The 26578-nt window shown below is 60.0% G+C and carries 22 protein-coding genes; 9 read left to right on the plus strand and 13 right to left on the minus strand.

The features are described 5' to 3' along the window. Positions 1-36 precede the first annotated feature (36 nt). The 3 genes from ACSOSP_RS13175 to ACSOSP_RS13185 all read right to left on the minus strand — a co-directional run bounded on the left by ACSOSP_RS13175 (position 37) and on the right by ACSOSP_RS13185 (position 4562). The gene (locus tag ACSOSP_RS13175; RefSeq protein WP_455307269.1) at positions 37-798 is read right to left on the minus strand and encodes an ABC transporter ATP-binding protein; all 762 of its coding nucleotides are present in this window, start codon (positions 796-798) and stop codon (positions 37-39) included. Further along, the gene (locus ACSOSP_RS13180; protein WP_031364218.1) at positions 795-1574 is read right to left on the minus strand and encodes an ABC transporter ATP-binding protein; all 780 of its coding nucleotides are present in this window, start codon (positions 1572-1574) and stop codon (positions 795-797) included. The genes ACSOSP_RS13175 and ACSOSP_RS13180 overlap by 4 nt, the downstream gene beginning before the upstream one ends. A gap of 1311 nt (positions 1575-2885) precedes the next feature. Then, entirely contained in the window at positions 2886-4562 is a 1677-nt protein-coding gene (locus tag ACSOSP_RS13185; protein WP_455307272.1) for a GMC family oxidoreductase, read from the minus strand. Between the two features lie 137 nt (positions 4563-4699). On the opposite strand from ACSOSP_RS13185, the gene ACSOSP_RS13190 reads away from it, so the two are divergent. Then, the gene (locus ACSOSP_RS13190; protein ID WP_455307274.1) at positions 4700-5620 is read left to right on the plus strand and encodes a LysR family transcriptional regulator; all 921 of its coding nucleotides are present in this window, start codon (positions 4700-4702) and stop codon (positions 5618-5620) included. Positions 5621-5738: 118 nt separating this feature from the next. Continuing rightward, positions 5739-6257, plus strand: a complete 519-nt coding sequence (locus ACSOSP_RS13195) for a class IV adenylate cyclase (protein ID WP_455307276.1) — start codon at positions 5739-5741, stop codon at positions 6255-6257. On the opposite strand, the gene ACSOSP_RS13200 is transcribed toward ACSOSP_RS13195, so the two are convergent. Then, positions 6254-6751, minus strand: a complete 498-nt coding sequence (locus tag ACSOSP_RS13200; RefSeq protein WP_031364556.1) for an Lrp/AsnC family transcriptional regulator — start codon at positions 6749-6751, stop codon at positions 6254-6256. The genes ACSOSP_RS13195 and ACSOSP_RS13200 overlap by 4 nt on opposite strands. Positions 6752-6878: 127 nt before the next feature. On the opposite strand from ACSOSP_RS13200, the gene ACSOSP_RS13205 reads away from it, so the two are divergent. The 3 genes from ACSOSP_RS13205 (at position 6879) to ACSOSP_RS13215 (ending at position 9958) form a co-directional block, all read left to right on the plus strand. After that, on the plus strand, positions 6879-7166 hold the full coding sequence (locus tag ACSOSP_RS13205) for a 4a-hydroxytetrahydrobiopterin dehydratase (RefSeq protein ID WP_455307278.1): 288 nt from the start codon (positions 6879-6881) through the stop codon (positions 7164-7166). Between the two features lie 548 nt (positions 7167-7714). Continuing rightward, complete coding sequence (locus tag ACSOSP_RS13210) at positions 7715-8404, plus strand: response regulator (protein WP_031364554.1); 690 nt, start codon at positions 7715-7717, stop codon at positions 8402-8404. A 108-nt stretch (positions 8405-8512) separates the two neighbouring features. Further along, positions 8513-9958 carry a sensor histidine kinase gene (locus tag ACSOSP_RS13215; protein ID WP_455310951.1) on the plus strand — a complete coding sequence of 482 codons (1446 nt, stop codon included), beginning with the start codon at positions 8513-8515 and terminating at the stop codon, positions 9956-9958. 62 nt (positions 9959-10020) lie between these two features. Here ACSOSP_RS13215 and ACSOSP_RS13220 read toward each other — a convergent pair whose 3' ends face one another. From ACSOSP_RS13220 to ACSOSP_RS13235, 4 genes are all read right to left on the minus strand, one after another. Next, the gene (locus ACSOSP_RS13220) at positions 10021-10476 is read right to left on the minus strand and encodes an SET domain-containing protein (RefSeq protein WP_455307280.1); all 456 of its coding nucleotides are present in this window, start codon (positions 10474-10476) and stop codon (positions 10021-10023) included. A gap of 298 nt (positions 10477-10774) precedes the next feature. Continuing rightward, positions 10775-11887, minus strand: coding sequence for an NADH:flavin oxidoreductase/NADH oxidase (locus ACSOSP_RS13225; RefSeq protein WP_455307282.1), 1113 nt, complete (start codon positions 11885-11887; stop codon positions 10775-10777). 145 nt (positions 11888-12032) lie between these two features. Beyond that, on the minus strand, positions 12033-12752 hold the full coding sequence (locus ACSOSP_RS13230) for a glutamine amidotransferase (RefSeq protein ID WP_455307284.1): 720 nt from the start codon (positions 12750-12752) through the stop codon (positions 12033-12035). 214 nt (positions 12753-12966) lie between these two features. Continuing rightward, positions 12967-13611, minus strand: a complete 645-nt coding sequence (locus ACSOSP_RS13235) for a MarR family winged helix-turn-helix transcriptional regulator (protein ID WP_031364549.1) — start codon at positions 13609-13611, stop codon at positions 12967-12969. A gap of 50 nt (positions 13612-13661) precedes the next feature. Between ACSOSP_RS13235 and ACSOSP_RS13240 the strand changes: the two genes are divergently transcribed. After that, the gene (locus ACSOSP_RS13240; protein WP_455307286.1) at positions 13662-13847 is read left to right on the plus strand and encodes a hypothetical protein; all 186 of its coding nucleotides are present in this window, start codon (positions 13662-13664) and stop codon (positions 13845-13847) included. Positions 13848-14303: 456 nt separating this feature from the next. Here ACSOSP_RS13240 and ACSOSP_RS13245 read toward each other — a convergent pair whose 3' ends face one another. The 3 genes from ACSOSP_RS13245 to mnmC all read right to left on the minus strand — a co-directional run bounded on the left by ACSOSP_RS13245 (position 14304) and on the right by mnmC (position 19416). Next, the gene (locus tag ACSOSP_RS13245; protein ID WP_455307288.1) at positions 14304-15419 is read right to left on the minus strand and encodes a YbdK family carboxylate-amine ligase; all 1116 of its coding nucleotides are present in this window, start codon (positions 15417-15419) and stop codon (positions 14304-14306) included. Positions 15420-15592: 173 nt separating this feature from the next. Further along, on the minus strand, positions 15593-16795 hold the full coding sequence (locus ACSOSP_RS13250; RefSeq protein WP_455307290.1) for a cation:proton antiporter: 1203 nt from the start codon (positions 16793-16795) through the stop codon (positions 15593-15595). A 746-nt stretch (positions 16796-17541) separates the two neighbouring features. Next, entirely contained in the window at positions 17542-19416 is a 1875-nt protein-coding gene (mnmC, locus tag ACSOSP_RS13255) for an FAD-dependent 5-carboxymethylaminomethyl-2-thiouridine(34) oxidoreductase MnmC (RefSeq protein WP_455307292.1), read from the minus strand. A gap of 436 nt (positions 19417-19852) precedes the next feature. On the opposite strand from mnmC, the gene ACSOSP_RS13260 reads away from it, so the two are divergent. Beyond that, a complete protein-coding gene (locus tag ACSOSP_RS13260) occupies positions 19853-20131 on the plus strand; it encodes an HU family DNA-binding protein (protein ID WP_031364544.1) in 279 nt (92 codons plus the stop codon). Positions 20132-20218: 87 nt separating this feature from the next. Here ACSOSP_RS13260 and ACSOSP_RS13265 read toward each other — a convergent pair whose 3' ends face one another. Both ACSOSP_RS13265 and ACSOSP_RS13270 read right to left on the minus strand, forming a co-directional pair. Beyond that, entirely contained in the window at positions 20219-21391 is a 1173-nt protein-coding gene (locus ACSOSP_RS13265; protein WP_455307295.1) for a GTP-binding protein, read from the minus strand. A 182-nt stretch (positions 21392-21573) separates the two neighbouring features. Next, a complete protein-coding gene (locus ACSOSP_RS13270) occupies positions 21574-22020 on the minus strand; it encodes a lytic transglycosylase domain-containing protein (RefSeq protein ID WP_455310952.1) in 447 nt (148 codons plus the stop codon). Between the two features lie 662 nt (positions 22021-22682). Between ACSOSP_RS13270 and gspD the strand changes: the two genes are divergently transcribed. Then, positions 22683-25094 (plus strand): type II secretion system secretin GspD, encoded by a 2412-nt coding sequence (gspD, locus tag ACSOSP_RS13275; RefSeq protein WP_455307297.1) that lies wholly within the window; start codon positions 22683-22685, stop codon positions 25092-25094. Beyond that, positions 25091-26578, plus strand: a complete 1488-nt coding sequence (gene gspE, locus ACSOSP_RS13280) for a type II secretion system ATPase GspE (RefSeq protein WP_455307299.1) — start codon at positions 25091-25093, stop codon at positions 26576-26578. The genes gspD and gspE overlap by 4 nt, the downstream gene beginning before the upstream one ends.

Consider the following 26578-nt stretch of genomic DNA (forward strand, 5'->3'; position numbering starts at 1 on the left):
CCGCATGTTGATGCGTTGAACTTGCGTTGAACGTTCTCAAACCCCGAGCAGCTCGTGCAGCACCGGCATTTTCGTTTCGAGTTCGCTGGAATTGAAATGCTCGACGATCTTCCCGTGCTCCATGACATAGAAGCGATCGGCAAGCGGCGCGGCAAAACGAAAATTCTGTTCGACCATCACGATGGTGTAGCCACGCGCCTTCAGCATGATGATCATTCGCGCAAGCGTCTGCACGATGACAGGCGCGAGCCCTTCCGAAATTTCATCGAGCAGCAGCAGATTCGCGCCGGTGCGCAAGATGCGCGCGACAGCCAGCATCTGTTGTTCGCCGCCCGACAAACGCGTGCCCTGGCTGCTGCGGCGTTCCTTCAGATTGGGGAACATCGAATAGATTTCATCGATCGACATGGCGTCTTTCGCGTCACCTACGAGCGGTGGCAGCATCAGGTTCTCTTCGCACGAGAGACTTGAAAAGATGCCGCGTTCTTCCGGGCAATATCCCACGCCGTAGTGCGCGATCTTGTGAGTCGACATGCCGATGGTTTCATGTCCGCCAATACGAATCGACCCCGTGCGACGCCCGGTAAGACCCATGATCGCGCGCAGCGTGGTCGTGCGGCCGGCTCCGTTGCGTCCGAGCAGCGTGACCACTTCGCCTCGATGCACCGTCAGGTCCACGCCATGAAGAATGTGCGATTCACCGTACCACGCTTGTGCACCAATGAGCTCGAGCGCCGGCTCCCGAGTCGACGCCTCGCGCAACTGTTCCGCGCGGCGCTCTTCCACGATCGTGCTCATGCATGCGCTCCCGCGAGTGATGCGTCAGCGCTGCCCATGTAGGCTTCCATCACCAGCGCATTCTTCGATACCTCTGCATAGCTGCCTTCGGCGAGCACTTCGCCGCGTTGCAGGACGGTGATGGTATCGGAGATCCCTGCGATCACGTTCATGTTGTGTTCAACCATCAGGATGGTCCGTCCCGCCGATACTTTCTTGATCAGTGCAGTCACACGGTCGACGTCTTCATGACCCATGCCTTGCGTGGGTTCATCGAGGAGCATGAGTTCGGGTTCCATCGAAAGCGTGGTGGCTATTTCGAGCGCGCGCTTGCGGCCGTAGGAAAGTTCGACCGTCGTGGTATCGGCGAAATCGGTCAAGCCGACCTGAGTGAGCAGGTCCATGGCGCGATCATCGAGTTCATGGAGAACCCGTTCGCTTTTCCAGAACTTGAACGATGTGCCAAGCGAGCGTTGCAAGCCGATGCGCACGTTCTGCATCACTGTCAGATGCGGGAATACAGCAGAAATCTGGAACGAACGGATGACACCACGACGGGCGATTTGCGCGGGACGTTCGCCGGTGATGTCGATGCCGTTGAAAACGATTTGTCCTGCGGTGGGTTCCAGGAACTTGGTGAGCAGGTTGAAGCAGGTCGTTTTACCCGCGCCGTTGGGGCCGATCAATGCGTGGATGGAGCCGCGACGCACGCGCAGGTTCACGCCGTTGACGGCGGTGAAGCCCTTGAACTCTTTTGTCAGGCCGCGGGTTTCCAGAATCGTATCGCCGAGAATCATGTCCCCTTCCGTGCTTTGTTTGAGCCTTTGTTTCAGCTTCAGCTCGGTGCGCTTTTGGCGCATTCCCCGTGATTTTGCTGGCGGTGTTTGTGTTGGGTAAGTGCGCCGTTGCCGTTGCGATTTTGCTGCGACGCTGTTGCATTTCTTGCGTGCTGCACAATGATGATGCAGACCTGCGGTGCAACAAGCGCGCAGGCCCTATTGTCGCGCCAATGATGCAGCGCAATCATCGGGATTTGCACTTAGTTTTGGGCTTGGTTTTTTGTTCGCACCGGTGGATGGGTTTTGGGGGGTGTTGGGCGGGTGTTTGGGGGTTAGCGGTCAGGGGTTGGGGTTGGGTTGCCAGGTTCTTGCGTTAGCGGTCGGGGTCTATGCCGGGTTGCCAGGTTCCTGCGTTAGCGGTCGGGGTCAGTGCCGGGTTGCCAGGTTCCTGCGTTAGCGGTCGGGGTCTATGCCGGGTTGCTGCTGCTTGGCTTGGCGGTCTGCGTGAGTGAGCTATTTTCTTTATCACTATTAGCCACTGCGCGTGGCGGCGCGTCATTTCTTTGTCCAAAGCGACAAAGAAACGAAGCAAAGAAAGCGCTTTCAAAACGAGGGCACGTAAGTTGACCTAGCGTGCACTTTCTACGTTTTTGGCACCCCAAAAGCACGGTGCTCGCAAGAGCGACGGATGTGTGAAACCCTCCTTCTCCGAACACCGATACCCACACGCTTCGCCACCAGTGACTGAACCTGCCACAGGTGCACCCCGCGCTATCCGCGAAAAACCATCTTCCGAATTTGTACGCACGTCGAACCACGTCGCCAACCCGCCTCGAAACAAGGCGTTCGGATAGATGAGGCCCTAACGTCAAAAAATAACCGGGCCAATCATGCCGACGAAGCAGCTAACCGATGAAGACCTGGAGCCGTAAATACGCGTGAGGCCGTGCGGGTTTCCTTGGCAATGGTGCTTGCCCGAGAGCGTACGGGGCGAAGCGTGTTCGTGTCAGGATTCGCGAGAAGGAGGGGTTCAAACATCGGTGGCTCTGGCGAGCACCGTGCTTTTGGGGTGCCAAAAACGCAAAAACTGCACGCTAGGTCAACTTATGAGCCCGCGTTTTGAAAGCGTTTTCTTTGCTTCGTTTCTTTGTCGCTTTGGACAAAGAAATGACGCGCCGCCACGCGCAGTGGCTAATAGTGCTAAAGAAAATAGCCAACTCACGCAGACCACTAACCCTGAAAGCAGCAACCCGGCAATGACTCCGACCGCTAACCCCAGAACCTGGCAACCCAGCACTGACCCCAACCGCCAACCCCAACGCCCAACCACTAACCCCGCCCCCCGTCCACCGGCGCGAGCGAAAACAAAAACCGTCGATCGGCGCGAATCATCTCGCTAGCCCGCTCAGCGATCATCAACGTCGGCGAATTCGTGTTGCCTGAGGTAATTGTCGGCATCACCGATGCATCGACCACCCGCAAACCGCTCACCCCAATCACGCGCAAACGCCCATCAACCACAGCGGCCGGATCGTTATCCGTCCCCATCCGACATGTCCCCACCGGATGAAAAATAGTCGTCCCAACTTTTCCGGCCGCAACAGCGAGCTCCGCGTCCGTCTGGAACGCCGGGCCCGGCAAAATCTCCTCCGGCGCATACTTCGCCAACGCCGGTGCTCTCACAATGCGTCGCGTCAAACGCAACGCGTTAACCGCAACCTCACGATCACGATCAGTCGACAAATAGTTAGGCGCAATCAAAGGCGCATCCCGCGCATCCGGCGTCGCGATATGAACACTCCCTCGCGACGTCGGCCGCAACGAACACACCGAAGCCGTGAACGCATTGAACGAATGCAGCGGCTCCCCAAACCGGTCAAGCGACAACGGCTGCACGTGATACTCCACATCCGGCCGCGTAATGCTCGGGTCGTCGGGATTGGACTTCGCAAACGCCCCCAGCTGCGACGGCGCCATCGACATCGGCCCGCTTCGCATCAACATGTACTGCAAGCCAATCCATGCCTTACCCCACCAATGCGCCGACATCGTGTTCAACGTGCGCACGCCATGCACTTTGTAAGCCATCCTAAGCTGTAGATGATCCTGCAAATTCTCACCGACTCCCCGCAGGTCCTGCACCACGTCAATGCCCAGTTGCTGCAGCCGCGCGCCGTTGCCAATCCCGGACAACTCCAGCAATTGCGGCGAATTCACCGCGCCCGCACTCAGGATCACTTCGCATCGCGACTTGGCGAGATAGTCCGTGTCGCCACCGCGATATTCCACGCCCACGCAACGCTTGCCCTCCATAATCAGCCGCTGCGTATGAGCACCCGTGATGATGGTGAGATTGGGACGTTTCATCGCGGGCCGCAAAAATGCCTTCGATGCATTCCACCGGATCCCGCTGCGCTGGTTCACATCGAAATAACCGACGCCCGTGTTGTCGCCACGATTGAAATCGTCCGTAGCAGGAAGACCGCTCTCCTGAGCCGCCTGCACGAACGACTCCAGCACCTTCCACTTCAGCCGCTGTTTCTCAACGCGCCATTCACCCCCGGCGCCATGCCATTGATTCCCACCGCCATGGTGATCTTCGCTGCGCTTGAACACCGGCAACACCGAATCCCAGGACCAGTCGCGATCGCCGGTAATGCGCGCCCAGTCGTCGTAATCCTCGCGCTGGCCGCGCATGTAGATCATGCCGTTGATCGACGAACAACCGCCCAGCACGCGGCCTCGCGGATACGAGAGCGAGCGCCCGTCGAGTCCCGCTTCAGCCTGCGTTTTATACAGCCAGTCCGTGCGCGGATTGCCAATGCAATACAGGTATCCGACCGGCACGTGAATCCAGTGGTAGTTATCCCTGCCGCCAGCTTCCAGCAGCAGCACGCTCACATCGGCATCTTCGGTCAGCCGGTTCGCAAGCACGCACCCCGCCGTTCCCGCACCCACGATGATGTAATCAAATTCGCCCTCAAGCTTGCGCGCGTCCTGTTTCATCTTGTCCCCTGCTCAAGTCCCGCCCAGCCGCTCACGGCGGCTTTGGCTCCATCGCAAATGCACACGCTACTGCGGACGCGGTGCAGCAATCCAATCAGATATCTTCAACAGCTTTATAAGCTGGGCTAATATCAGGCATGGACCTGACTCTTCTCCGCGCTTTCGTCACCGTCGCCCGCGAAGGCAATCTCACGCGCGCGGCCGTGTTATTACACGTGTCGCAACCCGCTGTCAGCCTGCAGATCAAGAACCTGCAGGAGACACTGGGCGTCACGTTGTTTTCGCGGACGTCGCATGGCCTGATCCTCACGCGAGACGGTGAAACCCTCCTGCCGCATGCCGAGCGTGCCCTGACGGCCGCCAGCGACGTCCAGCGCGTGGCCGCCGCGCTTCGTCACGAGGTCAGCGGACGCCTGACCATCGGGACAATCCTCGATCCCGAATTCCTGCGCCTGGGCGGGTTCCTGCGGGCGCTCGTGGAGACGTATCCGCGCATTGAAACCGCGTTGCGGCATGGCATGTCAGGCTGGGTGCTCGAGCGCATCAAGGCGCGCGATCTCGATGTGGGGTTTTATATCGGCGATCCGGTAATCGATGAACCCCGCGATCCGGACCGCTTTCATGTCGTGCAGTTGAAGCCGTATCTGTATCGCGTACTGGCGCCGGCTGGCTGGAAGGAGCGCGTGAACCGGCCGGACCGCTCGGAAGACGGGGAAAATGATTGGGTGGCGCTCGCCCGGCTGCCGTGGATCTGGACACCGCCGGAATCGGCGCATAACCGCTTGCTCACGCGGATCTTCGACGCCCACGGGGTCCAGCCCGTCAAAGTGGCCGAAGTGGACCAGGAGCCGTCGATGCTCGACCTGGTCAAGTCGGGCGTGGGCCTGACGCTCGTGCGCGACTCCATTGCGCTGGCCGAAGCGCACGCGCATGCGCTGACTATCGTGGAAGGCGTCACGGTGCCCACGCAGCTTTCGTTCATCGTATTGGCGGAGCGCCGCGAGGAGCCGAGCATCGCGGCGGCGTTACGTCTGATTGAAGCTCAATGGGCGACCTAGTCGCCTGAACGGCCGTTTTGAACGTCATGACCGCAAGCCGATGAATCTTCCGGTCATTAAATTTTGTTAGTCTGAGGGTCGCGCATCTGGCGCGCCCACGTGAACAGGAAATTCCAACATGGCACGCAATATCGAAATCAAGGCTCGCGCGCATCAGTTCGACCAGCTTCTGGCGCGCGCAGCAGCGCTAGCCAGCGAACCGCCGATGATCTACCGCCAGCAGGATTTTTTCTACGATGTGCCAAACGGCCGCCTCAAATTGCGTCAATTCGATGACAACACGCCGGCCGAACTGATTTTCTATCAACGCGACGACCGCGACGGCCCGAAGGTGTCGTACTACTCGCGCAGCCCGGTGACAAACCCCGAAGCCACCCACGCCCTGCTGGCACAGGCGCTGAACACGCGCGGCATCGTGAACAAAGAGCGGCACGTGTATAACGTCGGCCGCACGCGGATTCATCTGGACCGCGTGGATGGATTGGGCGATTTCATCGAGCTGGAAGTGCTGCTGGGCCAGGATGACGACGAAGAAGGCGGCGAGAAGGAAGCAGAAGAATTGTTTGCGAAGCTTGGCGTGTCGACGGCCGATCTCGTGCCGGTCGCGTATGTCGACCTGCTGAGCGAGCCGGCTTAATCGGCGGAATCCGGCGGAGTGGCGGCGAGATGTCCCAGCGGTAGCGGCCCGTTGCGCTTGAATGTGGTCAGCACAATATTGGAGCGCACACTGTCTACGCCGGGAACTCGCATGAGCTTTTTCATGACGAACGTGGAGAGCGCGTTCAAATCCGGCGCGACGATTCTCAACAGGTAATCGGCGTCGCCAACGGTCGCATGGCATTCAAGCACTTCGGGCAGCGCTTCGATCTGCTGCTGGAACTGGTCGATAACGGTATCGCCGTGATGCTTCAGCTTGAGGCTCGTGAAAGCGGTCACGCCAAGGCCGAGTTTTTCGGGGCGCAGCACGACCCGGTAACCATCGATCACGCCGGTCGCCTCCAGGCGTTGCAAGCGGCGGCCGATCTGCGATGGCGACAGCGGCACTTCCTCGCCGAGTTGTTGATGCGTCGCGCGGCCGAAGCGCTGAAGAACGTCGAGCAGCGCGAGATCGAAGTGATCAAGGTCGACCATGGGGATATCCTGCGTGAAAAGCCGAAAGACGCAAGCTTACCGCGTGATCCGCCGGTCGCCCGATCCCATGATCGCGTGCGCCGCCCAAGCGCTCTGAACCCCCACCGCTCCAGCAAGGAGAGCCGACATGATCAAGAAGCTTACAACCGACGAATTGCCCAAACTTCTCGCTGAGTTAGAGCATTGGCAACTCAGCGCGGATGCCACCTCAATCCACCGGAGTTTCAAGTTCGCCGATTTCAACGCAGCGTTCGGTTTCATGACCCGCGTGGCAATAAAAGCGCAGGAAATGGATCACCATCCGGAATGGTCGAATGTGTACAGCCAGGTGGACATCACGCTCTCGACGCATACGGCAAAGGGTCTGACGGAACGGGATATAACGCTCGCAAGGTTTATCGATTCCATAGCCTGAAAGCCGCTTACCAACCTGACTTCCGCGACAAATGCGTAACAGTCGAATTACAAACGATGACATTCAAAAACTGCAGTAAGCGAGCTGCAAGTGGTCTGAACTCCCTTATTCGAAAGCGGAAACACGGGTATTTGAAAGTCTGCGGCAACGAAGTCTTTCAACGAGAAAGAAAATATTTAATAGTGGCGTAAGCTTTCACAAGGCTCCAGGCGCTCTGGCGGCTCAAGTCCATCGGCGAAACAGACTGACACTGTACAATCAGCAGCGCATACGGTTTGGACAGTCCATTCATCCTTTTCAACGACCGGTTTCGTCGCTGGAGGGGCCGAACGGACTTGCTGGAAACTGCGGGGTGGCGTCCGTGAAGCGGGAATTCCGGCATGTCCTGCCGCAGGAGAATCGCTGCACAGCGAGGCGCGGTGCAGCGTTTGGCGTAAAAAGATTGCTGATATATAACTCGGACGGCGCCGCGGCAAAGAAAGGTAGGCAGTTCCGGCTGGCGACCGCGACGCACAATCGAGCCCAACCATCGTATAAGAGCGACTTTCATGCGAATCCTTCTGATCGAAGACGACCGCCCCATCGCGCGCGGCATTCAAAGTAGCCTTGAACAAGCCGGCTTTACCGTCGATATGGTTCACGACGGCATTTTCGCGGAGCAGGCGCTCACGCAAAATCGCCATGAGCTGGTGATTCTCGATCTCGGTTTGCCGGGTATCGACGGCATGACGCTGCTTTCGCGTTTCCGCCAGGGCAATCGTCATACGCCAGTGATTATCCTGACCGCACGCGACGAACTGCATGACCGCGTCCAGGGCCTGAACAGCGGCGCCGACGATTACATGCTCAAACCGTTTGAACCCGCGGAACTCGAAGCGCGCATTCGTGCTGTGATGCGCCGCAGCGGCCCGCATGGCGATGTACCGCGTCCGGAAGTGTCGCTTGGCGGCTTGCGCCTGTCGGGTGTGGATCGCCGCATTTTCAACGACGAAAAGCCGCTCGAACTGTCGCCGCGTGAATTCGCCGTGCTCGAAATGCTGTTGCTGCGCCACGGGCGTGTGGTCAGCAAAGCCCAGTTGCAGGATCACCTGACGCACTTCGGCGGCGATCTGGGCGACACCGCGATTGAAGTCTACGTGCACCGGGTTCGCAAGAAACTCGAAAACTGCCGCGTGGAAATCGTGACGGTGCGAGGTTTCGGCTACTTGCTGCAGGAAATCCGCCAGACCGCAGCGTAAGCGGCCGGTCGATGGCACAACCAGCCTGACCAAGCGGTAACCAGCACCTTGCGATTCCCTCCCCGGCGCACGCCCGACGACCGATTCGACCGCGCCGACTGGCTGCATCTGGCGCGTTCGACAACCACGTCTGCGCGCGTGCCGCCCAGCCTGCGGCGCTCGCTCCTGCGCCGCCTGGCCGCGCCGCTGTCGCTGCTCGCGTTGATGAGCGGATTGATGGCGTACTGGCTCGCGTGGCAATACACGCAGCACGTGGTCGATCGCTCGCTGGCCGATCTCGCCACGGCTATCTCCAAGCAAATCCAGCTGGCTGGCGTGGACGCACCGCTCACGGTCCCGCCGCTTGCGCGCGCCATGTTCTCGGATCCCATCGAACAACTGATCTACCGGATCAGCGACGGCGACAGCGAGATCGCCGGCGAACCCGACCTGCCGCTGACCGGCACGAACGTGCGCCGGATTCACTACGCCTACATCTTCGAGACGTACTACCAGGGCGTGAGCGTGCGGGCGGCGCAGGTGCGCGTCGACCAGCCGCACGGCAATCCCATTGTTGTGGAGGTGGCGCAGCGCGTGGGTTCGCGGTATCGGATAGCGGTCGAGTTCATGGTCGCAATCATGATGCCGCTGCTGCTCCTGCTGCTGGCCGGCTGGGTGATCGTGTGGCGCGTGGTGAACCAGCAGCTCAACCCGCTGACCGATCTCGCCGATACCCTCAACCGGCAGACTCATACGTCGCTGGAACCGGTCGACGAATCCTTCGTTCCTATCGAAATCCGTCCTCTGACGAGCGCGATGAACGCTCTCCTCGACCGCCTGAAAACAGCGCTGGACGGACAGCGCAAATTTATCGCCGACGCTGCGCACCAGCTGCGTACGCCGCTCACCGCCGTGAAGCTGCACGCCGAGCAGGCGGCGATCGCGAAAGATCCGGTGAAGGTGCTGGCGGCGGTCAAGGAACTGCGGGCATCGGCGGATCGGGCTGTGCGCTTGTCGAATCAATTGCTCTCGCTCGCTCGCGCCGAGCCGGGCGAACAGGCCGCGCGTTTCACTGACTTCGATTACGCCAACCTCGCATTCGAAACCGGCGCTGAATGGGTGCCGCGCGCGCTCGCCGTGGGTATCGACATGGGCTTCCAGCGTCTTGACGATCCCGATAACGAACATCCCCTGATCGTGCGCGGCAATCTCGTGCTGGTGCGCGAGGTGATCGGCAACCTCATCGATAACGCGCTGAAGTACGTCCCCACCTCACGAGCCGAAGGCGCGCGCGTGACGGTTACGGTGACGCAGACGGTCGATGAAACGGGCCGGAGGATGGGCGAGATCGTGGTGGAAGACAACGGTCCCGGCGTGCCGCTGGAACAGCAGCCGGATCTCTTCAAGCGTTTCTTTCGCGGCGATGGTCACGGCGTGGAAGGCGGCGCCGGACTGGGTCTCGCGATCGTCCACGACATCATGGTCCTGCACCACGGCAGCGTGCATTACGAAGATGCTCCAGCGCCGGAAGGCGGCGCACGTTTCATCGTGCGGATGCCTTTGAAGACGGCATGAAAAACGCCACGGAGGAAACCTTCCGTGGCGTTTTTTTTTATCTGATTCCCTCTACGAAAGCCCTACTTTTTCTTCTTCAGCGCCAACATGGTGCCGCGGCACTTTTTGGCGCCGCAGCGGCACTCGTATTCCTTCTTGAGCTTCTTCGTGATGCGACCGTCGATGACGAGACCGTAGTCGTAGTACAGCTCTTCATCTTCCTTGATCGCACGCAGCGCGTGAATGACCACGCGCCCTTCCTTCTCTTCAGCTTCGCAATTCGGCGCGCACGAATGATTGATGTAGCGTGCGCTGTTGCCGTTGACCTTGCCGTCGATCACCTTGCCGTTTTCGAGCGCGAAATAGAACGTATGGTTCGGCTCGTCGGGGTTGTGCGGATGACGGCGCAATGCCTCTTTCCACGAAATGCGTTCGCCTTTGTACTCGATTATCCGTTCGCCTTTGGCGAGCGGCATCGCGGCGAACACGCCCTTGCCGTGTATGCCCGAACGGCGGACGGCGACCCTCCGTGAACTCATCGAACGAATCCTTTAAAACGAATCGGTTTGGCTTGGCAGACGCTTCAACTTCGCCCCGTCCCGGTTTCACGCGAACGGTGACGAACCGGAACGGGGGTTAAAAAAACGCGGCGGCCTGAATGCGAGGCGCCGCCGCGTTGCTGTCCTTTCACTGCATTGTTTGCTTCGCTTGCTTCATGTGCCGCAATTCACTGTCCTTCGTCGCCCGCGTGAAGGTAAAACCATGCAGGCGAACAACGGCATCGTACACGTTAGGCGCGCACGAATTCAACCGCTCCATAAATTCAAGCCGCGAGTTTCAGCGCTGACCGAACGAGATATCGCCGAACAACGCTTTTTGATCGCGCGGCTGCGAGCGCCAGTATTGCGGCGGCGCTTCGACGGTCGCACCCAGTTGCGCGGCCGCGTGCCACGGCCAGCGCGGATTGTAGAGCAGCGCACGCGCCAATGCGACGAGATCCGCCTCGCCCGACTCAATAATTTCTTCGGCATGCTGCGGGTCGGTGATCAGACCCACGCCCATGGTATTCACGCCGGTGGCTTCCTTGATGGCTTTTGCGAACGGCAGTTGATAACCCGGCGACAGCGGAATTTTCTGCAGCGGCGATACCCCGCCCGAGGACACATCGATCCAGTCCACCTTGTGTTTCTGCAACTCCTTCACGAAGACAATGGTCTGCTCGAGATCCCAGCCGCCCTCAACCCAATCCGATGCCGACACACGCAGGCCGACGGGTTTATCGGCGGGGAAAACCGCGCGCACGGCGTCGAAGACTTCCAGCGGAAAACGCATGCGGTTTTCGAGCGAGCCGCCGTATTCATCGGTACGCTGGTTGGCGAGTGGTGAGAGGAACTGATGCAGCAGATAACCGTGGGCGCCATGCACTTCAAGCGCATCCACGCCCAGGCGCGCGGCGCGTTTCGCGGTCGCTACGAAGGCTTCGCGTATACGGATCAGACCCGCGGCATCGAGCGCCAGCGGAGGCGTTTCACCTTCCTTATGCGGAATCGCCGACGGCGCCGAGGGCATCCAGCCGCCATCCGAAACGGCAATCAACTGACCGCCTTCCCAAGGCACTGCGCTCGACGCCTTCCGGCCGGCGTGACTGATCTGCATCGTGATGGCGATGTGCGAGTATTTTCGAATCGCGTCGATAACGGTTTTAAGCGCGGCTTCCGTGGCGTCGTCCCAGAGGCCGAGGTCGCCGGGCGTGATGCGGCCATCGGGTTCGACCGAGGTTGCTTCGAGGCAGAGCATGCCGGCTCCCGAGAGCGCGAGGTGTCCGAGGTGGATCATGTGCCACGCGGTGGCTTCGCCGCGCTCGGCTGAGTATTGGCACATCGGCGACACCACGATGCGGTTCGGAAGCGTCACGCCTCGCAGCGTGAAAGGCGAAAACAGAGCGCTCATGGGAGTTTCCGATGGAAGGAAAAAGGGGCGTTTTAGAATAGCACTTCGGTTTTTTCCGTGCTGACAGCAAACCCGATTGCCTCGCCAACAACGCTACTTCCCTGCCACCCGATCCCTGCTGCGTTACCGTCTGTTCGTCTAACCTTTATTTGCCTGGTTCGAAACGGTCCAGCCATTCGCCAAACATCTTGCGCGCGGCGCGTTCGAGCGCCGGGCCGTGCCGGAGGGTATCGGCGCGCAAGGCGGTCACGGTCGTCCCGCTTTCCGCCACTTCGCCCGGATACGCGATCAGCCAGGTTTCAAAGCGGTCGACCACGACTTCCGGATGGCATTGCAAGGCCAGGACGTGATCGCCCCAGCTAAAAGCCTGATTCTGGCAAAGATCCGTGGATGCCAGCCGCGTGGCGCCATCGGGAAGATCGAAGGTATCGCCGTGCCAATGGAGAACCGGCAGCGGCTCGCCATCCGCTTCGAAATGCCGCAAAGCGGAAGCCCGTCCGGCCTCGGTCAGCGTCAACGCCTTCCAGCCGAGCTCTTTTTGTGCCGCCGGATAAACCTTCGCGCCCAGAGCACGAGCAATCAACTGCGCTCCCAGGCAGATGCCGATAGTCGGCAACCCGGCCGCAATGCGCTTTTCCAGCATGGCGAGCAATGGATTCAGATGGGGAAACAGCGCGTCATCGTAAGCGCCGATCGGGCCGCCGAGCACGACCATGAGCGAGGTATCGAGCGGATTCGGAGCGTCGATGCGGGCGCGGCCCACATCGAGATAACGCACCAGTTGGCCACGATCGCCGAGCACCAGTTCCAGGCTGCCGAGATCTTCGAAATAGACGTGGCGTATCGCCAGGACTTCACGTTTCATCGGCGGTCACCCACGAGAGCCGGCAAGCTGAGATCAGCGCACGCGGCATCAGGCGGCGCACACAAGGAAGAGGCACGGTCGAGCAACCGGCGCACCGCCAACGGGCGCGCGGCTCGAACAGTCTGGCGACAAGTCTAACCGACACCGCCGTGCTTCGCGCTCAAGACGCGAAGCACGGACGGCGAAGCGAACGTGAAGCTTCAGGCAGCGGCGCTTACGCGACCTGCGCGAAGATCTTCCAGTTCTTCTTCTGCTTGGCGAGATCACCTTCTTCGTATACCGAACAATCGAGACGCAGGTCGGTATCGGCCATGTCGATCTTCAGCAACGCGCAGTGATGCGGCGTTTTCTTCGGGTTCTTGCTTGCTTCGAGGTGCGTGCAGCTCAGGCACATGCGATGCGGCGGAATCTGCTGCACCACTTCAAGCTGTCGAATGGTCTTGAGCAGGCTCCGGTACAACTGCGACTGTTCATCGACTTTCAACGTGCCGACTGCCTTCGACAAGAACTCCGGCCATACCAGCGCCTTCTTGGCTGCCGTCTTTCCGCGTGCGGTCAGGCGTACAGCCAACGCGCGCCCGTCGTCCAGCGCGCGGCGCTTTTCGACCAGACCCTTACCTTCCAACGTGCTGACGGCATCGCTCGTGGTCGCGGCGGTCAACGCCGTTTCCCGTGCGATCTCGCCAAGCCGCATTGGACCGCGCCGCTGCATCAACAGCACGAGAATTTCGCCCTGGGTCGGCGTCAAGCCCGCACCCTCAGCCCATTCCCATGCCTGGCTACGCATCGCCGTGCTCAACCGCAGCAGCCCGTGGGTCACCCGCCCCGTGGCTTGCTCACCATATACGCCTTCGCTCATAGTCGTTCGCTTCGTCTTTCTTGATGCTTATCTGATGGTTCGGCAACAGCTTGAAACCGGCAAAACGTCAGACCCCGCTCGTTTTACCCAAGCCGCTGCTGGCTCAATCGCCGACGTATCCGACCGGCGAATCCTTTCGTATCAACTACCGTCTCAAAATTCGGGCGATCAAACCGATGCAGCTAGTTCGTCGTCCGGATAAGGACATCTACGTTTCTTCGTGGCGCCTGTTCTAGACCGTCGAGCGCTTCGTTTGTTCACCGGCGTTGCATCTCCCTACCGGTAAAACCGACATTCTAAGCGACTGGAACCAAACGTACACCTTAGTTATTCACAAAACAGTGTGGATAACGCAGTGGATAACCACTTTATTCGATGTGCGCCGATTCTTGATAACCCCCGGGTGTGCGAAACCGCACACGTCTTATCCCGCGCTCAGCCCTTCGATGCAAGGCTTCGCCCCAAGGTTATGCGCACTCCAAACTGTTGAGTTTGCGGAGATTTTATCGGTTGTCCACAGAAATGTGCGAGGCTTGTTAACTACTATTACGTATGTATACGAACTCATGACAGTAAACCTTGGAGGCGGGTTATCGGTATCAGTCTGAAAGAAAATAACGAAAAAAAAACCTGCCGAGGGAGCAGGTTTATTTTTTTTTGCGATCAAAACCGCCGGAGCCAACGCCGATCCATCACTCGCGCCACTGCAGGCACTGCTGGCGCACGGCTTCATGCAGCGAACGCTCGCGATCGAAAACACCGCGCAACCAGGTTGCATCGTTCATGTTGCTGCGGGCGATGTCGCCGACCTGGCGCAGTGCTTCGTTGGAACCAAGCGCGTCGCCATGAGGCGCGATCACGTCGAGCGTTGCGAGGATGTCTTCCGCAATCGTGCGGCGTTCGCCCGTTTGAGGATCGATGCAACTGCCTTCCAGGCCGAAGCGGCACGCTTCGAACCGGTTGAACGTGTAGACGAGATAGTCGTCCTCTTTCAGCGTCAAGGGCTTGTCGAGGAGCAGGTAGCGCGCGAGCGTCTGGATGTAGCAGGCAATGGCAGCCGCGCGATCGACCGACAGCGGCGTGTCCATCACCCGGACTTCGATGGTCCCGAAACCCGGCTTCGGCCGGATGTCCCAGTAGAAATCTTTCATGCTGTTGACCACGCCGGTGCTGACCATCTTCGAGAAATATTCCTCGAAGCTGTCCCAGGTGAGCGTGAACGGCGCGCGGCCGGACAACGGAAATGCAAAGACGGAATTAAGGCGGGCGGAATGAAAGCCGGTGTCCACTCCCTGCACGTACGGCGACGAAGCCGACAACGCGATGAAGTGCGGAATGAAACGCGACATGGAATGCAGCAGGAACAACGCGCTGTCCGGGTCCGGGCAGCCAATATGCACGTGCTGGCCGAACACCGTGAATTGCTTCGCGAGGTAACCGTAGAGCTCGGAAAGGTACTGAAAACGCGGTGTATCGAAGATCTGGCGGTCGCTCCACTGCTGGAAGGCGTGCGTGCCACCGCCACACAGCCCGACATTGAGGTGGTCAGCAGCGGCCACCAGGGTGTCGCGGATGGCATGGAGGTCCGTTACGGCCTGTTCATGCGTCGTACAGATGCCAGTGGACAACTCGATCATGCTTTCGGTGATCTCCGGCGTAATGTTGCCGGGGATCTTTTCGTCCTTGACGAGCCGCATGAGATCGGAGGCGGCCTTGGTCAGGTCGTAGTCGTGCGTGTTGACGACCTGGATCTCGAGTTCGACGCCGAAGGTGAACGGCTCCGAGTTGATGAAAGGTTCGAGTGACATGGTGCCTCTTGATTGACAAAGCCTGGTCGCCGGCCGGCGCGATATCGGCACGATGCGCCGGGTAAGCCGGGGTAATACACGCAAGCACACTCAAGCGCGCCCGAGCGCTCAGTGACAGGGTCAATGACGCGCCCGGCGACCCGATGAAAACGATAAAAAGACGGACTAAAACGTTACTCGCGGCGTTCGCCGATCGCCGACAAACTGCGGTACACGAGGAACGGCGTAACAATTTGCAGCACGACGATCGAGCACATCACGATTGCCCGCAGCGTTGGGTCGTAGTCGGGATACAGCACGTACATATCGTCGACGAGCAGGTAGGCGAGCGCCGACATTGGCGTCAACGCCACCCCGAGCGCCGCGCCCTGTTTCCAGTTGAGGCCGCTCGGTCTTGCGAAGATCAGCACGCCGGCCAGCTTGCCGATGAAACGCGCCACGATCAGCGCCAGCGCAGCCACACCGCCCAGCGCAATATCGCGCCATTCGAACGATGTCAGCGTCAGCGCGAACAGGATCACCGTCAGCAACCAGCCGGCTGTGCCGAAATGTGTCGGCCAGAGTTGCGGCCGCTCATTCGAATTCTTCACGATGATGCCAGCCGCCAGCAACGCAAGAATGGTCGACAGCTTGAACACATGCGCGATTGCGATCGCGAGCAACACGAGTCCGAACAGCGCGACGAACGAATGCTCGTCGTTGGTGTTCAGCCGGCGGTACAGCAGGTTGCAGGCCAGCGCGAGAAGCAGCGCCAGCACGAGCGAACCGAGCAGCAGATAAAGCGGCTGGACGATGGTCGCAAGCGTGTTGCCGTAGATCTCCTGATGCAGCACGCCGGCCGCGAGTTTTTCCACGATCACCGCGTACATGCTGTTCAGCGCGGTCAGCGTGAGCAATCGTTGTGTGACCTGACCTTCCGCGCGCAGTTCGGTGCGCAGTTGAATGACCATGGCCGGCGACGTCGCCATGGCGATCGCGGCAATCACCACCGACGGCATGGTCGGCACTTTGCACAGCGTCAGCGCGATCAGTACGAATCCGAACGTGAGCGTGCTTTCAGCAATGCTCGATAAGATCAGGTAAGGATTGCGACGAATCCAGCGCAGGTCGAGCCGGCTGCCAAGTTCGAACAGGAGCAGGCCGAGCGCGACGTCGAGCAAGGGCCGCGAGATCCCGGCCGAACTGACATCGATCACACCAAAGCCCGCGTTGCCCGCGATCAGGCCAATGACAGCGTAGCCCGTGATGCGCGGCAAACGCCAGGCGCGCCAGAGCAGCTCACCGCATAGACCAGCCGCGACCAGCGCAAGGCCGGCCCAAAAAATGGCGTCGGGTGTAAGTGGCCAAACCGGTAGGAATGAAAAGGCCGACTTCATCGTGAGGACTTCTCCTTCGCAGCTAGTGCGGATAGGCGGTGAATGGGCAGGTAGTGCGCGGCAACAGTGCGCGTTGCCGGAAAGGTTCGTTGCCCGGTAATTCTTCTGACTGCGTCAAACCCCGTCGGACCCGTGGGCCGATTAACAGCTGATTCGCCGCCTGGACAGCCGGTCCGTTGCCGTCACGGCCAGGGTTACAGCGTTTTTTCAATCCACGTTGCTCGAAGCCGAGCCCGGTTTGAAGCGATAAGCCGGCAAGGCGGCCAAACGAAAGAACGGGGATTGTGCCATAGCTACCGGCAGCCCCTGTTCTCTGCCTCCGGCAGTTGGAACCAGGCGGTAACAATGGGTTTCAGTGCATCAGCATGAGGAAAAATCTACCTTTCAAAGAAGTCGGATTTCGTCGTCGGTTGGTCTGAAATGACGCCGGTTTTTCACTTTGAGCGCTGCCGATGACGTGGGTTTTAAGGTTTACAAGTTTTGTTTATATATACGTAGTAGTAGTTAACAAGGCCGCACGATTTCTGTGGATAACTCCATTTTCATCAACGTTTACAGAAACTTGCAGCGCGCATAAGCAGATAGTGAACGTGTGGGCACCGGAGGGTGAACCCGGAACAACTTCGGCCGGATTCGCGTCTTGATCAAGTTGTCCCGTTTACGCCCACAGCGAGTACACAGGTCATTCGTGTGAAATTCGACAAGTTATCCACAGGCCGCGGTGGATAGTTTGCCGGGGCGAGTTTCTAGCTGAATTCGCCTTGTCTCAACGCCCGCAGAAGAAAGCGTGCGGGGTCGATGGCTTCAGCCAGTTCGCGTTCGATTGGCCACGGTTCCCCTTCGATTTGCGCGGCGATCAGCTCGGCTGCCAGCGTCGACCACACCAATCCGCGCGATCCGAAAGCAAACGCGCCGTACAAGCCGGCCTTACGTGGCAAATCCAGTGGCCACGCGCCTGAAAGACGGGCGGCATCGGCACGTGCGGCGGTTTCGTCGGCGAGGGCGCCGATCATCGGCATGCGGTCGCTCGTCACCGACCGGAACGCAACCCGGCCTTCCAGCGTTTCAGCTCGAGGAAAGAACCCGGCGAGCGCGGGTAGCATCATCGCGACACGTTCGAGGTTTTCGGTATGACCGGCGGGCTGAATTTGCGGATCGATGCCGTCGATATCGTAGGTCGCACCCGTCAGCGTTCGATGCGCGCCGAGCGGCACGGCGTAGCCATCGCCGACGATGGGTACGCGCAGGCCATCGAGGGGACTCGAATCCAATAGCGTTAGCTGGCCGCGCACGCCGCGCGTCGGAAGGCCGTGGAGCCCGGCGAGGCGTTGCGCATCGCCGGCGTTGGCAAGAATCACGACGGGGGCTTGGGCGAGGGCGCGGCCGGTGGCGTCAAACGCAGTCCATGTACCGTTTTCCTGATCGATACGCGTGACTTCCGTGCCAAAACGAACGGTTAGCAAATCTCCCGCAGACTTGCATTGCGCGGCGCATATCGCGGCTGGGGAAATCCAGCCGCCGTGAGGGAAAAACCATCCGGGACGCGCAACGGGCTGGCCCGCGAGGCGGGTGGCTTCGTGTTCATCGACGGCTACTACATAAGATGCCGGTAAGCCGAAGCGCTTGATCGCGGATGCAATTGCGTGTGCGTCCTCGGTGGTATCCGCGATTTGCAGCAATCCCCGGTTGCTGCGGTTCAGGGTGTGGCCGGCGTGTTCGAGTTCGGACCATCGGTGCAGCGCGTAGAGGAATCCTGCGCGTGTCAGGCGGGCAGCGATGCTGTCGTCACGCCAGACGATCGGGTGGAAAACGCCGGCGGGGTTCCCCGACGCATCGCGGGCGAGATCGTCGTGCCGCTCGATCAGGGTCACTCGCCATCCCCGCGATGCAAGGCGCTCCGTGATCGCACAGCCGGCAAGGCCAGCCCCGATGACGATTGCATGGCGCGGTGTTCGAGACGGGGAAGCTGACGCCGCGTCCTTCGAAAACTCTGCTGACGGAGCGGCGTTCTCGTTTTCTATTGCCAACGCAAGGGGCGGTTCATGACGCCGCACACGCCAGCGTGGGGCGAAGCGCGCTTTTACATAGCCGCCGTCGGGGCTTTCATCGCAGATAAAACCCGCGTCCTTAAGCGCTTGGGGAAGGAGCGGATGTGCTTCGGCGCATAACGTCGCCTGATCCCCGGCGACGCGAGCCAGCGCTTTGGCGACATAGGCCAGCTTCGTATCGACCTGCGATAGCCGCAGATAAAAAGCATCGGCGCGCAGCCAGATTTTCGGCAGCATGCTTTCCAGTTCGCCGATAGCCAGTGTCAGCACCACGCGCCCGTTTTCGAACTCAAGCCTGTGCAGCCCGGTTACCTGCATAGGCCACGCATCGATCAGTATTTGGGAAATCGTGGACTGCTCAGTAATTACATTCGGGCGAGCCATCGATTCCAGCGGCCCGACCGCCACGAAGTGCAGGCGCTCGCAGCGCTGCGGATCCGCACGCCAGGCGGCCCATGTTGCGATAAACAGCCGACCGGCGTCGAATTGCGCCTGCAGGACGGTGAAATGTCGCTGCCGGGCCCAGCGCGCGCGATCGACAAGCACGTTTGCGCCAAAAAAGGAATGGGTCATTCGAAAGGTTCGAAAGCAAGCTGCTGATATGACCTTCGCCGTGCATTTCCGGTACTGCGCTGCATTCCCGTAAAGCTAATAGGGGCAAGGCTTAGCGCGTGATACGCCGGATTGTCCGACAACCGTTGGCAAAAACCAACGGAGGGTGAAATGCACAGTACGAAAGGATTGCGCGCATGAAAAGGGCCGCAAGAAGGGTTTCCGCTAACGTCCGATCATGCGTAAATCTTCGAAACCCTTATCCCGCTTGGGTTTGCGCTGCGTTATGATAACAACCGGCGAGTAAGGAGGAGGCCCGGCGACCGGGGTGTGACGGTTTGCCGGAATAGTGGGCCAGGGGGCTGGACCCGCGCCAGTACTCGACTGCAAGGCCCGCGCACGTATAATCGGCGCGTTCGCGCTGTTCGTGTCAACCTAAACTGATAAAGGAACCTTAATGAATAAACAGGAACTGATCGACGCCGTGGCCGCTCAGACCGGCGCCAGCAAGGCTCAAACCGGCGAAACGCTGGACACGTTGCTCGAAGTGGTCAAGAAGGCCGTCTCGAAGGGCGACGCCGTGCAGTTGATTGGGTTCGGAAGCTTCGGTTCGGGCAAGCGCGCAGCGCGCACCGGCCGTAACCCGAAGACCGGCGAATCCATTAAGATTCCGGCTGCCAAGACCGTCAAGTTCACGGCTGGCAAGGCATTCAAGGACGCAGTGAACAAGCGGTAAGTTGTAGCCGATTGTCAGGTTGGAACCCGCCTTCGGCGGGTTTTTTTTCGCTCGCGCTCGGGTTCGCCCGGGCGGTGGTGACAAAGGCTAATGGCTGTGCCCGTGGGCTCCGCAATCGCAATCATCGCCGTGGTCATGGTCGTGGTCATGATGATCGTGGTCATCTTCATCCATCTCCCACGACGGAAACGGGTCGGCCAACACTCCCGCCGACGCCTGCTTCCACTCCTCATCGGTGACAAGACAGGCGTCGAAAGCCGCGCGCCAATGCGACTCGTCCAGGCCGGTTCCGATCATCGCCAGTTCCTGCCGCCGGTCGCCAATAGTCGTATCGTCCGCATCGCCGTACCAGTCCGCAGCAATTTCAGCTTCCAGCTCCGCATCGCCGGTCGGCCATTCGCTGCGCTCCTGCGCCGCCCACCACATGCCCGCGGGACCATGCCGCAGCGCGCCACCCGCTTGCGACAACGAGCCGCCGATATCACTACGCGTTGCCAGCCAGAAAAAGCCCTTGCAACGCAATACGCCCGGCCATTCCTGATGCACCAGCGCCCACAACCGTTCGGGATGAAACGGCCGGCGCGCGCGATAAACAAAACCACCGATATCGGAATCGGTGGACTCCGGCAGCGCATCCGGATCGGCGTTCAGCATCGCCAGCCAGCCGGGCGCGCTGGAGGTCGCATCGAAGTCGAAGCGGTCCGTGTTCACCAAGTCGTTCGCCGGCACTGCGCCTTGATGGGCATCGATCAACTCGGCACGCGGATTGAGCGCATGCAGGATGCGCCGGAGTTTGGCGAGCGCTTCGGTATCGACGAGATCCGTCTTGTTGATCACGATCACATCGCAGAATTCGACCTGCGCGATCAGCACTTCCACAACCGTGCGGTCATCTTGCTCGTCGCTTTGTTCGTCACTTGCCAAGCCGCGCTCGCTCAGCGCATCCGTCGACGCAAAGTCGCGCGAAAAGCTTTCCGCGTCGACGACGGTCACGATCGTGTCGAGGTGCGCGATGTCGTTATCGAAGACCAGGCTTTCGGCTATCAGCTGCGGGTCGTCGGTACCGGACGCTTCGACCACGATCGCGTCGAAGCGGCTTTCAGCAGCGGCGCTGTTGATTTCACCCGACAGATCGTCGATGCGGCCGCGAACGACCGCGATGGACGTGCCTGCATGATGCGCGAGCAGATGGTCGAGCAGGGTGGTCTTGCCTACGCCTGGCAAACCGGCAAGCACGGTAACGGGCAGAGGCTGATTCATCGCGTTGGCATCGAAAGAGGGCGCGTAGTCGCGCGAGCGGCCGCTGAAAACGGTGCGCTTTCAAGAAAACCCGCCTCGGGTAGCGGCGAGCTGGAACGCGGAATTGTGCATCAAACGCGACTGGAACGCCGCGCCATGCGATGAAAAACAGAAGACGGAGGACGAAGGAAAGCGAACCTGAATCAGCGCGATGCCGTCAGCAACTTCCACTTGCCCAGGATATTGATGATCTGCCTGGAGTACTGATCACGCAGCGACGGCGTTTCCGAGTGATATGCGCCGACCGCTTGCCACGTGTTGCCATACTTGTTCATCTTCTGGCGCAAGTGCCACGCGGCGATATAGACCGACTTGCACGGCTGCATCAGCGTGGTGGTCGAGATGCCGTACTGCGCGAGCTGCGACAGGTGGACCGAATTGATCTGCATGAGACCGTAGTCGATGGACCCGTTCGCGTTCTTGTTCATGGCGTCCGGCTGGTTGTGCGACTCTTGCCACGCGATGGCCCGCAGGATCAGCGGATTGACCTTTTGATATTTGGCGGCCTCATCGAAACAGTCGGCGTGCGCCGGCGCGGCTGCCAGCAAGGCGCCGAAACCAATCGCAAAGAGTCGCAGAAAAATTTTCATCATTGTTGGGTACCACCTGATCGACTGTGCGCCCTGCACCCGCAGACTGCAGCGGTGAAGAAGCCACTTCTCGGCAAAACCGGGTAACGCCCGGTAAAACTAGGTAAGACTCGGTAAGCACGGGAAAACCCGCCCGCACTTTGCGCATCTGGCGCGCCGAAGCGCTCGTATCATACCGGCAGACTATTGCGTTTTAAATTTGACCATCCGACATAGTCAAGACATGTGACGCCAATTAATCTGAAAGTTATTCGAAAGCTAACTTAATCTGCCGCGTTTGCCTTTATAACGGCACGAAACTCGAATCGCTCCACTGTACGGGCGAAAACGAACAAATATGACAAATTCAACCTTTCCGCTATATGGAAAGCGCTGAGTAAGGGTCAAGACCCACCGGGTTTTATCAGAAGTTTATTTTGAGATTGGTGATGCACTAATATTTGTGGAACGTCGGCCGAGGATTAGTACTTTTGTGACAAACATGACACGAAAAGCTGCTATGGTTCACGTTTTCGGGATATGGCATTGCCCGGGCACCGGCCCTGGAAACGTCTGTTTTAAGCCATCGTGGTGTTAAAAGCGTCGAAAGACGCTGCAACGCGACAGGCTTGCAACGACGTGATCAGCAGGTCTAGACATCACACTCCATGAGAAGAAAACGTATGGCTTTGCGTCGCGTCGCGACGGCTTTGCTGGTGGCTGGTCTTTTCACCACGCAAATTGCGCACGCACAGGTGACGCTGAATTTCGTCAATGCGGATATCGATCAGGTTGCGAAAGCGATCGGCGCAGCGACCGGGAAGACGATCATCGTCGACCCGCGGGTCAAAGGGCAATTGAACCTCGTATCGGAAAATCCGGTGCCGGAGGATCAGGCTTTGAAAACGCTGCAATCGGCATTGAGAATGCAGGGCTTCGCACTCGTGCAAGATCACGGTGTGCTTAAAGTCGTGCCTGAAGCCGACGCGAAGCTTCAGGGCGTACCGACCTATGTCGGCAATGCGCCCACCGCGAGAGGCGATCAGGTCATCACCCAGGTGTTCGAGCTGCACAACGAATCGGCCAACAACGTGTTGCCGGTCCTGCGTCCGCTGATCTCCCCGAACAACACGATCGCCGCTTATCCGGCCAACAACACGCTGGTCGTCACCGACTATGCCGACAACGTGCGGCGCATCGCGAGCATCATCGCGGGCATCGACACAGCGGCGGGACGGCAGGTCGACGTGGTGCCGCTGAAGAACGCGAATGCGCTCGACGTTGCCGAACAGCTGAACAAGCTGCTCGATCCAGGCTCGGTAGGCAGCACCGACGCCACGCTGAAGGTCACCGTCACCGCCGATCCGCGCACCAACTCGCTGATGCTGCGCGCGTCCAGCGGCGCACGGCTTGCAGCCGCCAAGCAGCTTGCGCACAAGCTCGACGCGGCTACCACCCAGCCCGGCAACATGCACGTGGTTTCCCTGCGCAACGCCGACGCAACGCGCCTCGCCAAAACCCTGCGCGCGATGATGGGCAAGGGCGGTGACAGCTCGTCTTCGTCGTCGGGGTCCGGGTCTTCGAGCAGTTCAGGTTCGTTTGGCTCGAACGGTTCCAGTACGTCCACCGGCACGAGCGGCACACCGCCGCTGCCGAGCGGACTCGGCAGCAGCAGTTCGTCGTCGAGCAGCAATCCGCTGGCGGGCGGTGGCCAGAGCAAGGACTCCGGCTTCAGCAACAACGACAACAGCGGTTCCAGCGATCAACCCGGCAACGGCATGATCCAGGCCGACACGGCCACCAACTCGCTGATCATTACCGCGTCCGATCCGGTATATCGCAACTTGCGGGCGGTAATCGACCAGCTCGATGCACGTCGTGCGCAGGTTTATATCGAAGCGTTGATCGTGGAACTGTCCGCAACGACGGGCGCGAATCTCGGCATTCAGTGGCAAGGGGCGCTGCTTTCGCAAAGTGGCAACAACGGCATTTACGGCAACTCGAACCTGGGCACGGGCACGTCGAGCATTGTCGATTTGACGGCAGCCGGCGCTACGGTCGCGAACAATACGTCGTTGCTTGCGGGTCAGACGAACATCCTCGCGCAGGGCCTGAACATCGGCCTGCTGCACAAGTTCGGCAACTTCTTCGGCCTGGGCGGTTTGCTCCAGGCGCTGTCGACGTCATCCGATGCGAACATCCTGTCCACGCCTAACCTCATCACGCTGGATAACGAGGAAGCGAAGATCGTGGTCGGCCAGAACGTGCCGGTGGTAACCGGTTCGTACGCCACGCCGACCGCCAATACCGGCACGTCAGTCTCGGCGTTCAATACGTTCGACCGGCGCGACGTGGGCGTGACGCTGCATGTGAAACCGCAGATTACGACAGGCGGCATCCTGAAGCTCCAGCTCTATCAGGAAGATTCCAGCGTCGATACCACCACGACCAATAATCCCGGCGGCGTGACGATCAACACGCGCTCGATCCAGTCGACCATCCTCGCGGACGACGGCGAGATCGTCGTGCTGGGCGGCTTGATGCAGGATCAGTATTCGACGAGCAACAGCAAGGTGCCGCTGCTCGGCGATATCCCCTGGATCGGCCAGCTGTTCCGCAGCGAAGCGAAGACGCGGACGAAGACCAACCTGATGGTGTTCCTGCGCCCGGTGATCGTGCGCGATCAGGCGACCAGCTCGCAGATCTCCAACGATCGCTACGAAAACCTGCGTCAGCAACAATACAACTCGACCTCCGATAACCGCATCGAGAAGGACAAGGATGTTCCGGTCCTGCCACCGGCGCCGATCGGTCCGAGCCAGGGCGGCGTGCCGTCGCAGAACTTGTTCGACTGGAACAACATGACACGCTCGCCGTCGCAGGGTGGCAGCGCGACGTTGCCGCAGGCGCCGCAACCGAAGATGCAGGATCAACAAGGGCAGTATCAAGGCCAGCAGCAATACCAGACGGCACAGCCGCCGGTGCAGGGCCAAGGGCAAAACCAGGGCCAGCCTGCGAACGTGAACAATTACGCTGTGCCGAATAACTCGGCGCCGGGCGTGCCGCTGAACAACAACACAGGAGCGCAGCCGTGAGCACGCTGAGTGCGTCCGCCGCCAACGTTGCCACGAGCACGCCGTCACCGCTCGCGGCACGGCTGATCCCGTACGCGTTCGCGCGCACCGGACAGATCCTGGTGGCGCACCAGCACGCGGACAGCATCGAAGTGTGGATCAGCGATAAAACCAGCGACGCCGCACTCGCCGAAGTCGCTCGCAACTTTGGCGCGCTTTCCATCGTGCGTTTGCCCGTGGCCGAGCTGTCGGCTGCGATCAATTCGGCGTACTCACGCAATGACGGCAGCGCGGCGCAGGTCGTGGGCGAAGTGGAAGGCGAAGTCGATCTGTCGCGGCTGATGCAGGACATTCCTGAAATCGAGGATTTGCTCGAATCGGAAGACGACGCGCCGATCATCCGCATGATCAACGCGCTGCTGACGCAGGCAGCGCGCGAACAGGCATCGGATATTCATATCGAACCGTTCGAGACGTCTTCGGTGGTGCGCTTTCGTGTCGATGGCACCTTGCGCGACGTCGTGCGCCCGAAGAAGGCGCTGCATGGCGCGCTGATCTCGCGTATCAAGATCATGGCGCAACTGGATATCGCGGAAAAACGGCTGCCGCAGGATGGCCGCATTACGCTGCGCGTCGGCGGCCGGCCGGTGGACGTGCGGGTGTCCACGCTGCCGACCGGTCATGGCGAACGCGCGGTGCTGCGTCTGCTGGAAAAGGACGCGCAACGGCTGAACCTCGAAACGCTGGGCATGGCGCGCGACACGCTGGTTCATTTCGACAAGCTGATCGGCCGGCCGCACGGCATCGTGCTCGTGACCGGCCCGACCGGTTCCGGCAAGACGACCACGCTTTATGCCGCCATGTCGCGGCTCGAAACCGCCACCACCAACATCATGACGGTGGAAGATCCGATCGAATACGATCTGGGCGGGATCGGTCAGACGCAGGTGAACGAGCGCATTGGCATGACCTTCGCGCGCGCGTTGCGATCCATCCTGCGGCAGGATCCGGACATCATCATGATCGGGGAAATCCGCGATCTGGAAACGGCGCAGATTGCTGTGCAAGCATCCTTGACCGGTCACCTCGTGCTCGCCACGCTGCACACGAACGATGCGGCGTCCGCCGTCACGCGTCTCACCGACATGGGCGTCGAGCCGTATCTGCTGGCGTCGTCATTGCTCGGTGTGCTGGCGCAGCGGCTCGTGCGGCTGTTGTGTCCGGTGTGCAAGGAAGAGCGCTCGGAAGACGGCCACGTCCATTGGCATGCAGTCGGCTGCGACAAGTGCGGCAACTCGGGTTATTCGGGACGTCGCGGCGTGTACGAACTGCTGTTGCTCGACGATCCGCTTCGCGCGCTGATTCATCGGAATGCATCGGATGCCGAAATTTTAGCGGCCGGCCGCGCGCAAGGAATGCGCACGCTGCGCGAAGATGCAAACCGGTGGCTCGCGACCGGCGCGACGTCGCTGGAAGAAGTGCTGCGCGTGACGGGCGGAGATTAA

The sequence above is a fragment of the Caballeronia sp. KNU42 genome (assembly GCF_053760385.1).

Bases quoted from the DNA above. Each gene is read 5' to 3' on its own strand.
- ACSOSP_RS13175 (WP_455307269.1), bottom strand. From the start codon at position 798: ATGAGCACGATCGTGGAAGAGCGCCGCGCGGAACAGTTGCGCGAGGCG.
- ACSOSP_RS13180 (WP_031364218.1), bottom strand. From the start codon at position 1,574: ATGATTCTCGGCGATACGATTCTGGAAACCCGCGGCCTGACAAAAGAG.
- ACSOSP_RS13185 (WP_455307272.1), bottom strand. From the start codon at position 4,562: ATGAAACAGGACGCGCGCAAGCTTGAGGGCGAATTTGATTACATCATC.
- ACSOSP_RS13190 (WP_455307274.1), top strand. From the start codon at position 4,700: ATGGACCTGACTCTTCTCCGCGCTTTCGTCACCGTCGCCCGCGAAGGC.
- ACSOSP_RS13195 (WP_455307276.1), top strand. From the start codon at position 5,739: ATGGCACGCAATATCGAAATCAAGGCTCGCGCGCATCAGTTCGACCAG.
- ACSOSP_RS13200 (WP_031364556.1), bottom strand. From the start codon at position 6,751: ATGGTCGACCTTGATCACTTCGATCTCGCGCTGCTCGACGTTCTTCAG.
- ACSOSP_RS13205 (WP_455307278.1), top strand. From the start codon at position 6,879: ATGATCAAGAAGCTTACAACCGACGAATTGCCCAAACTTCTCGCTGAG.
- ACSOSP_RS13210 (WP_031364554.1), top strand. From the start codon at position 7,715: ATGCGAATCCTTCTGATCGAAGACGACCGCCCCATCGCGCGCGGCATT.
- ACSOSP_RS13220 (WP_455307280.1), bottom strand. From the start codon at position 10,476: ATGAGTTCACGGAGGGTCGCCGTCCGCCGTTCGGGCATACACGGCAAG.
- ACSOSP_RS13225 (WP_455307282.1), bottom strand. From the start codon at position 11,887: ATGAGCGCTCTGTTTTCGCCTTTCACGCTGCGAGGCGTGACGCTTCCG.
- ACSOSP_RS13230 (WP_455307284.1), bottom strand. From the start codon at position 12,752: ATGAAACGTGAAGTCCTGGCGATACGCCACGTCTATTTCGAAGATCTC.
- ACSOSP_RS13235 (WP_031364549.1), bottom strand. From the start codon at position 13,611: ATGAGCGAAGGCGTATATGGTGAGCAAGCCACGGGGCGGGTGACCCAC.
- ACSOSP_RS13245 (WP_455307288.1), bottom strand. From the start codon at position 15,419: ATGTCACTCGAACCTTTCATCAACTCGGAGCCGTTCACCTTCGGCGTC.
- ACSOSP_RS13250 (WP_455307290.1), bottom strand. From the start codon at position 16,795: ATGAAGTCGGCCTTTTCATTCCTACCGGTTTGGCCACTTACACCCGAC.
- mnmC (WP_455307292.1), bottom strand. From the start codon at position 19,416: ATGACCCATTCCTTTTTTGGCGCAAACGTGCTTGTCGATCGCGCGCGC.
- ACSOSP_RS13260 (WP_031364544.1), top strand. From the start codon at position 19,853: ATGAATAAACAGGAACTGATCGACGCCGTGGCCGCTCAGACCGGCGCC.
- ACSOSP_RS13265 (WP_455307295.1), bottom strand. From the start codon at position 21,391: ATGAATCAGCCTCTGCCCGTTACCGTGCTTGCCGGTTTGCCAGGCGTA.
- ACSOSP_RS13270 (WP_455310952.1), bottom strand. From the start codon at position 22,020: ATGAAAATTTTTCTGCGACTCTTTGCGATTGGTTTCGGCGCCTTGCTG.
- gspD (WP_455307297.1), top strand. From the start codon at position 22,683: ATGGCTTTGCGTCGCGTCGCGACGGCTTTGCTGGTGGCTGGTCTTTTC.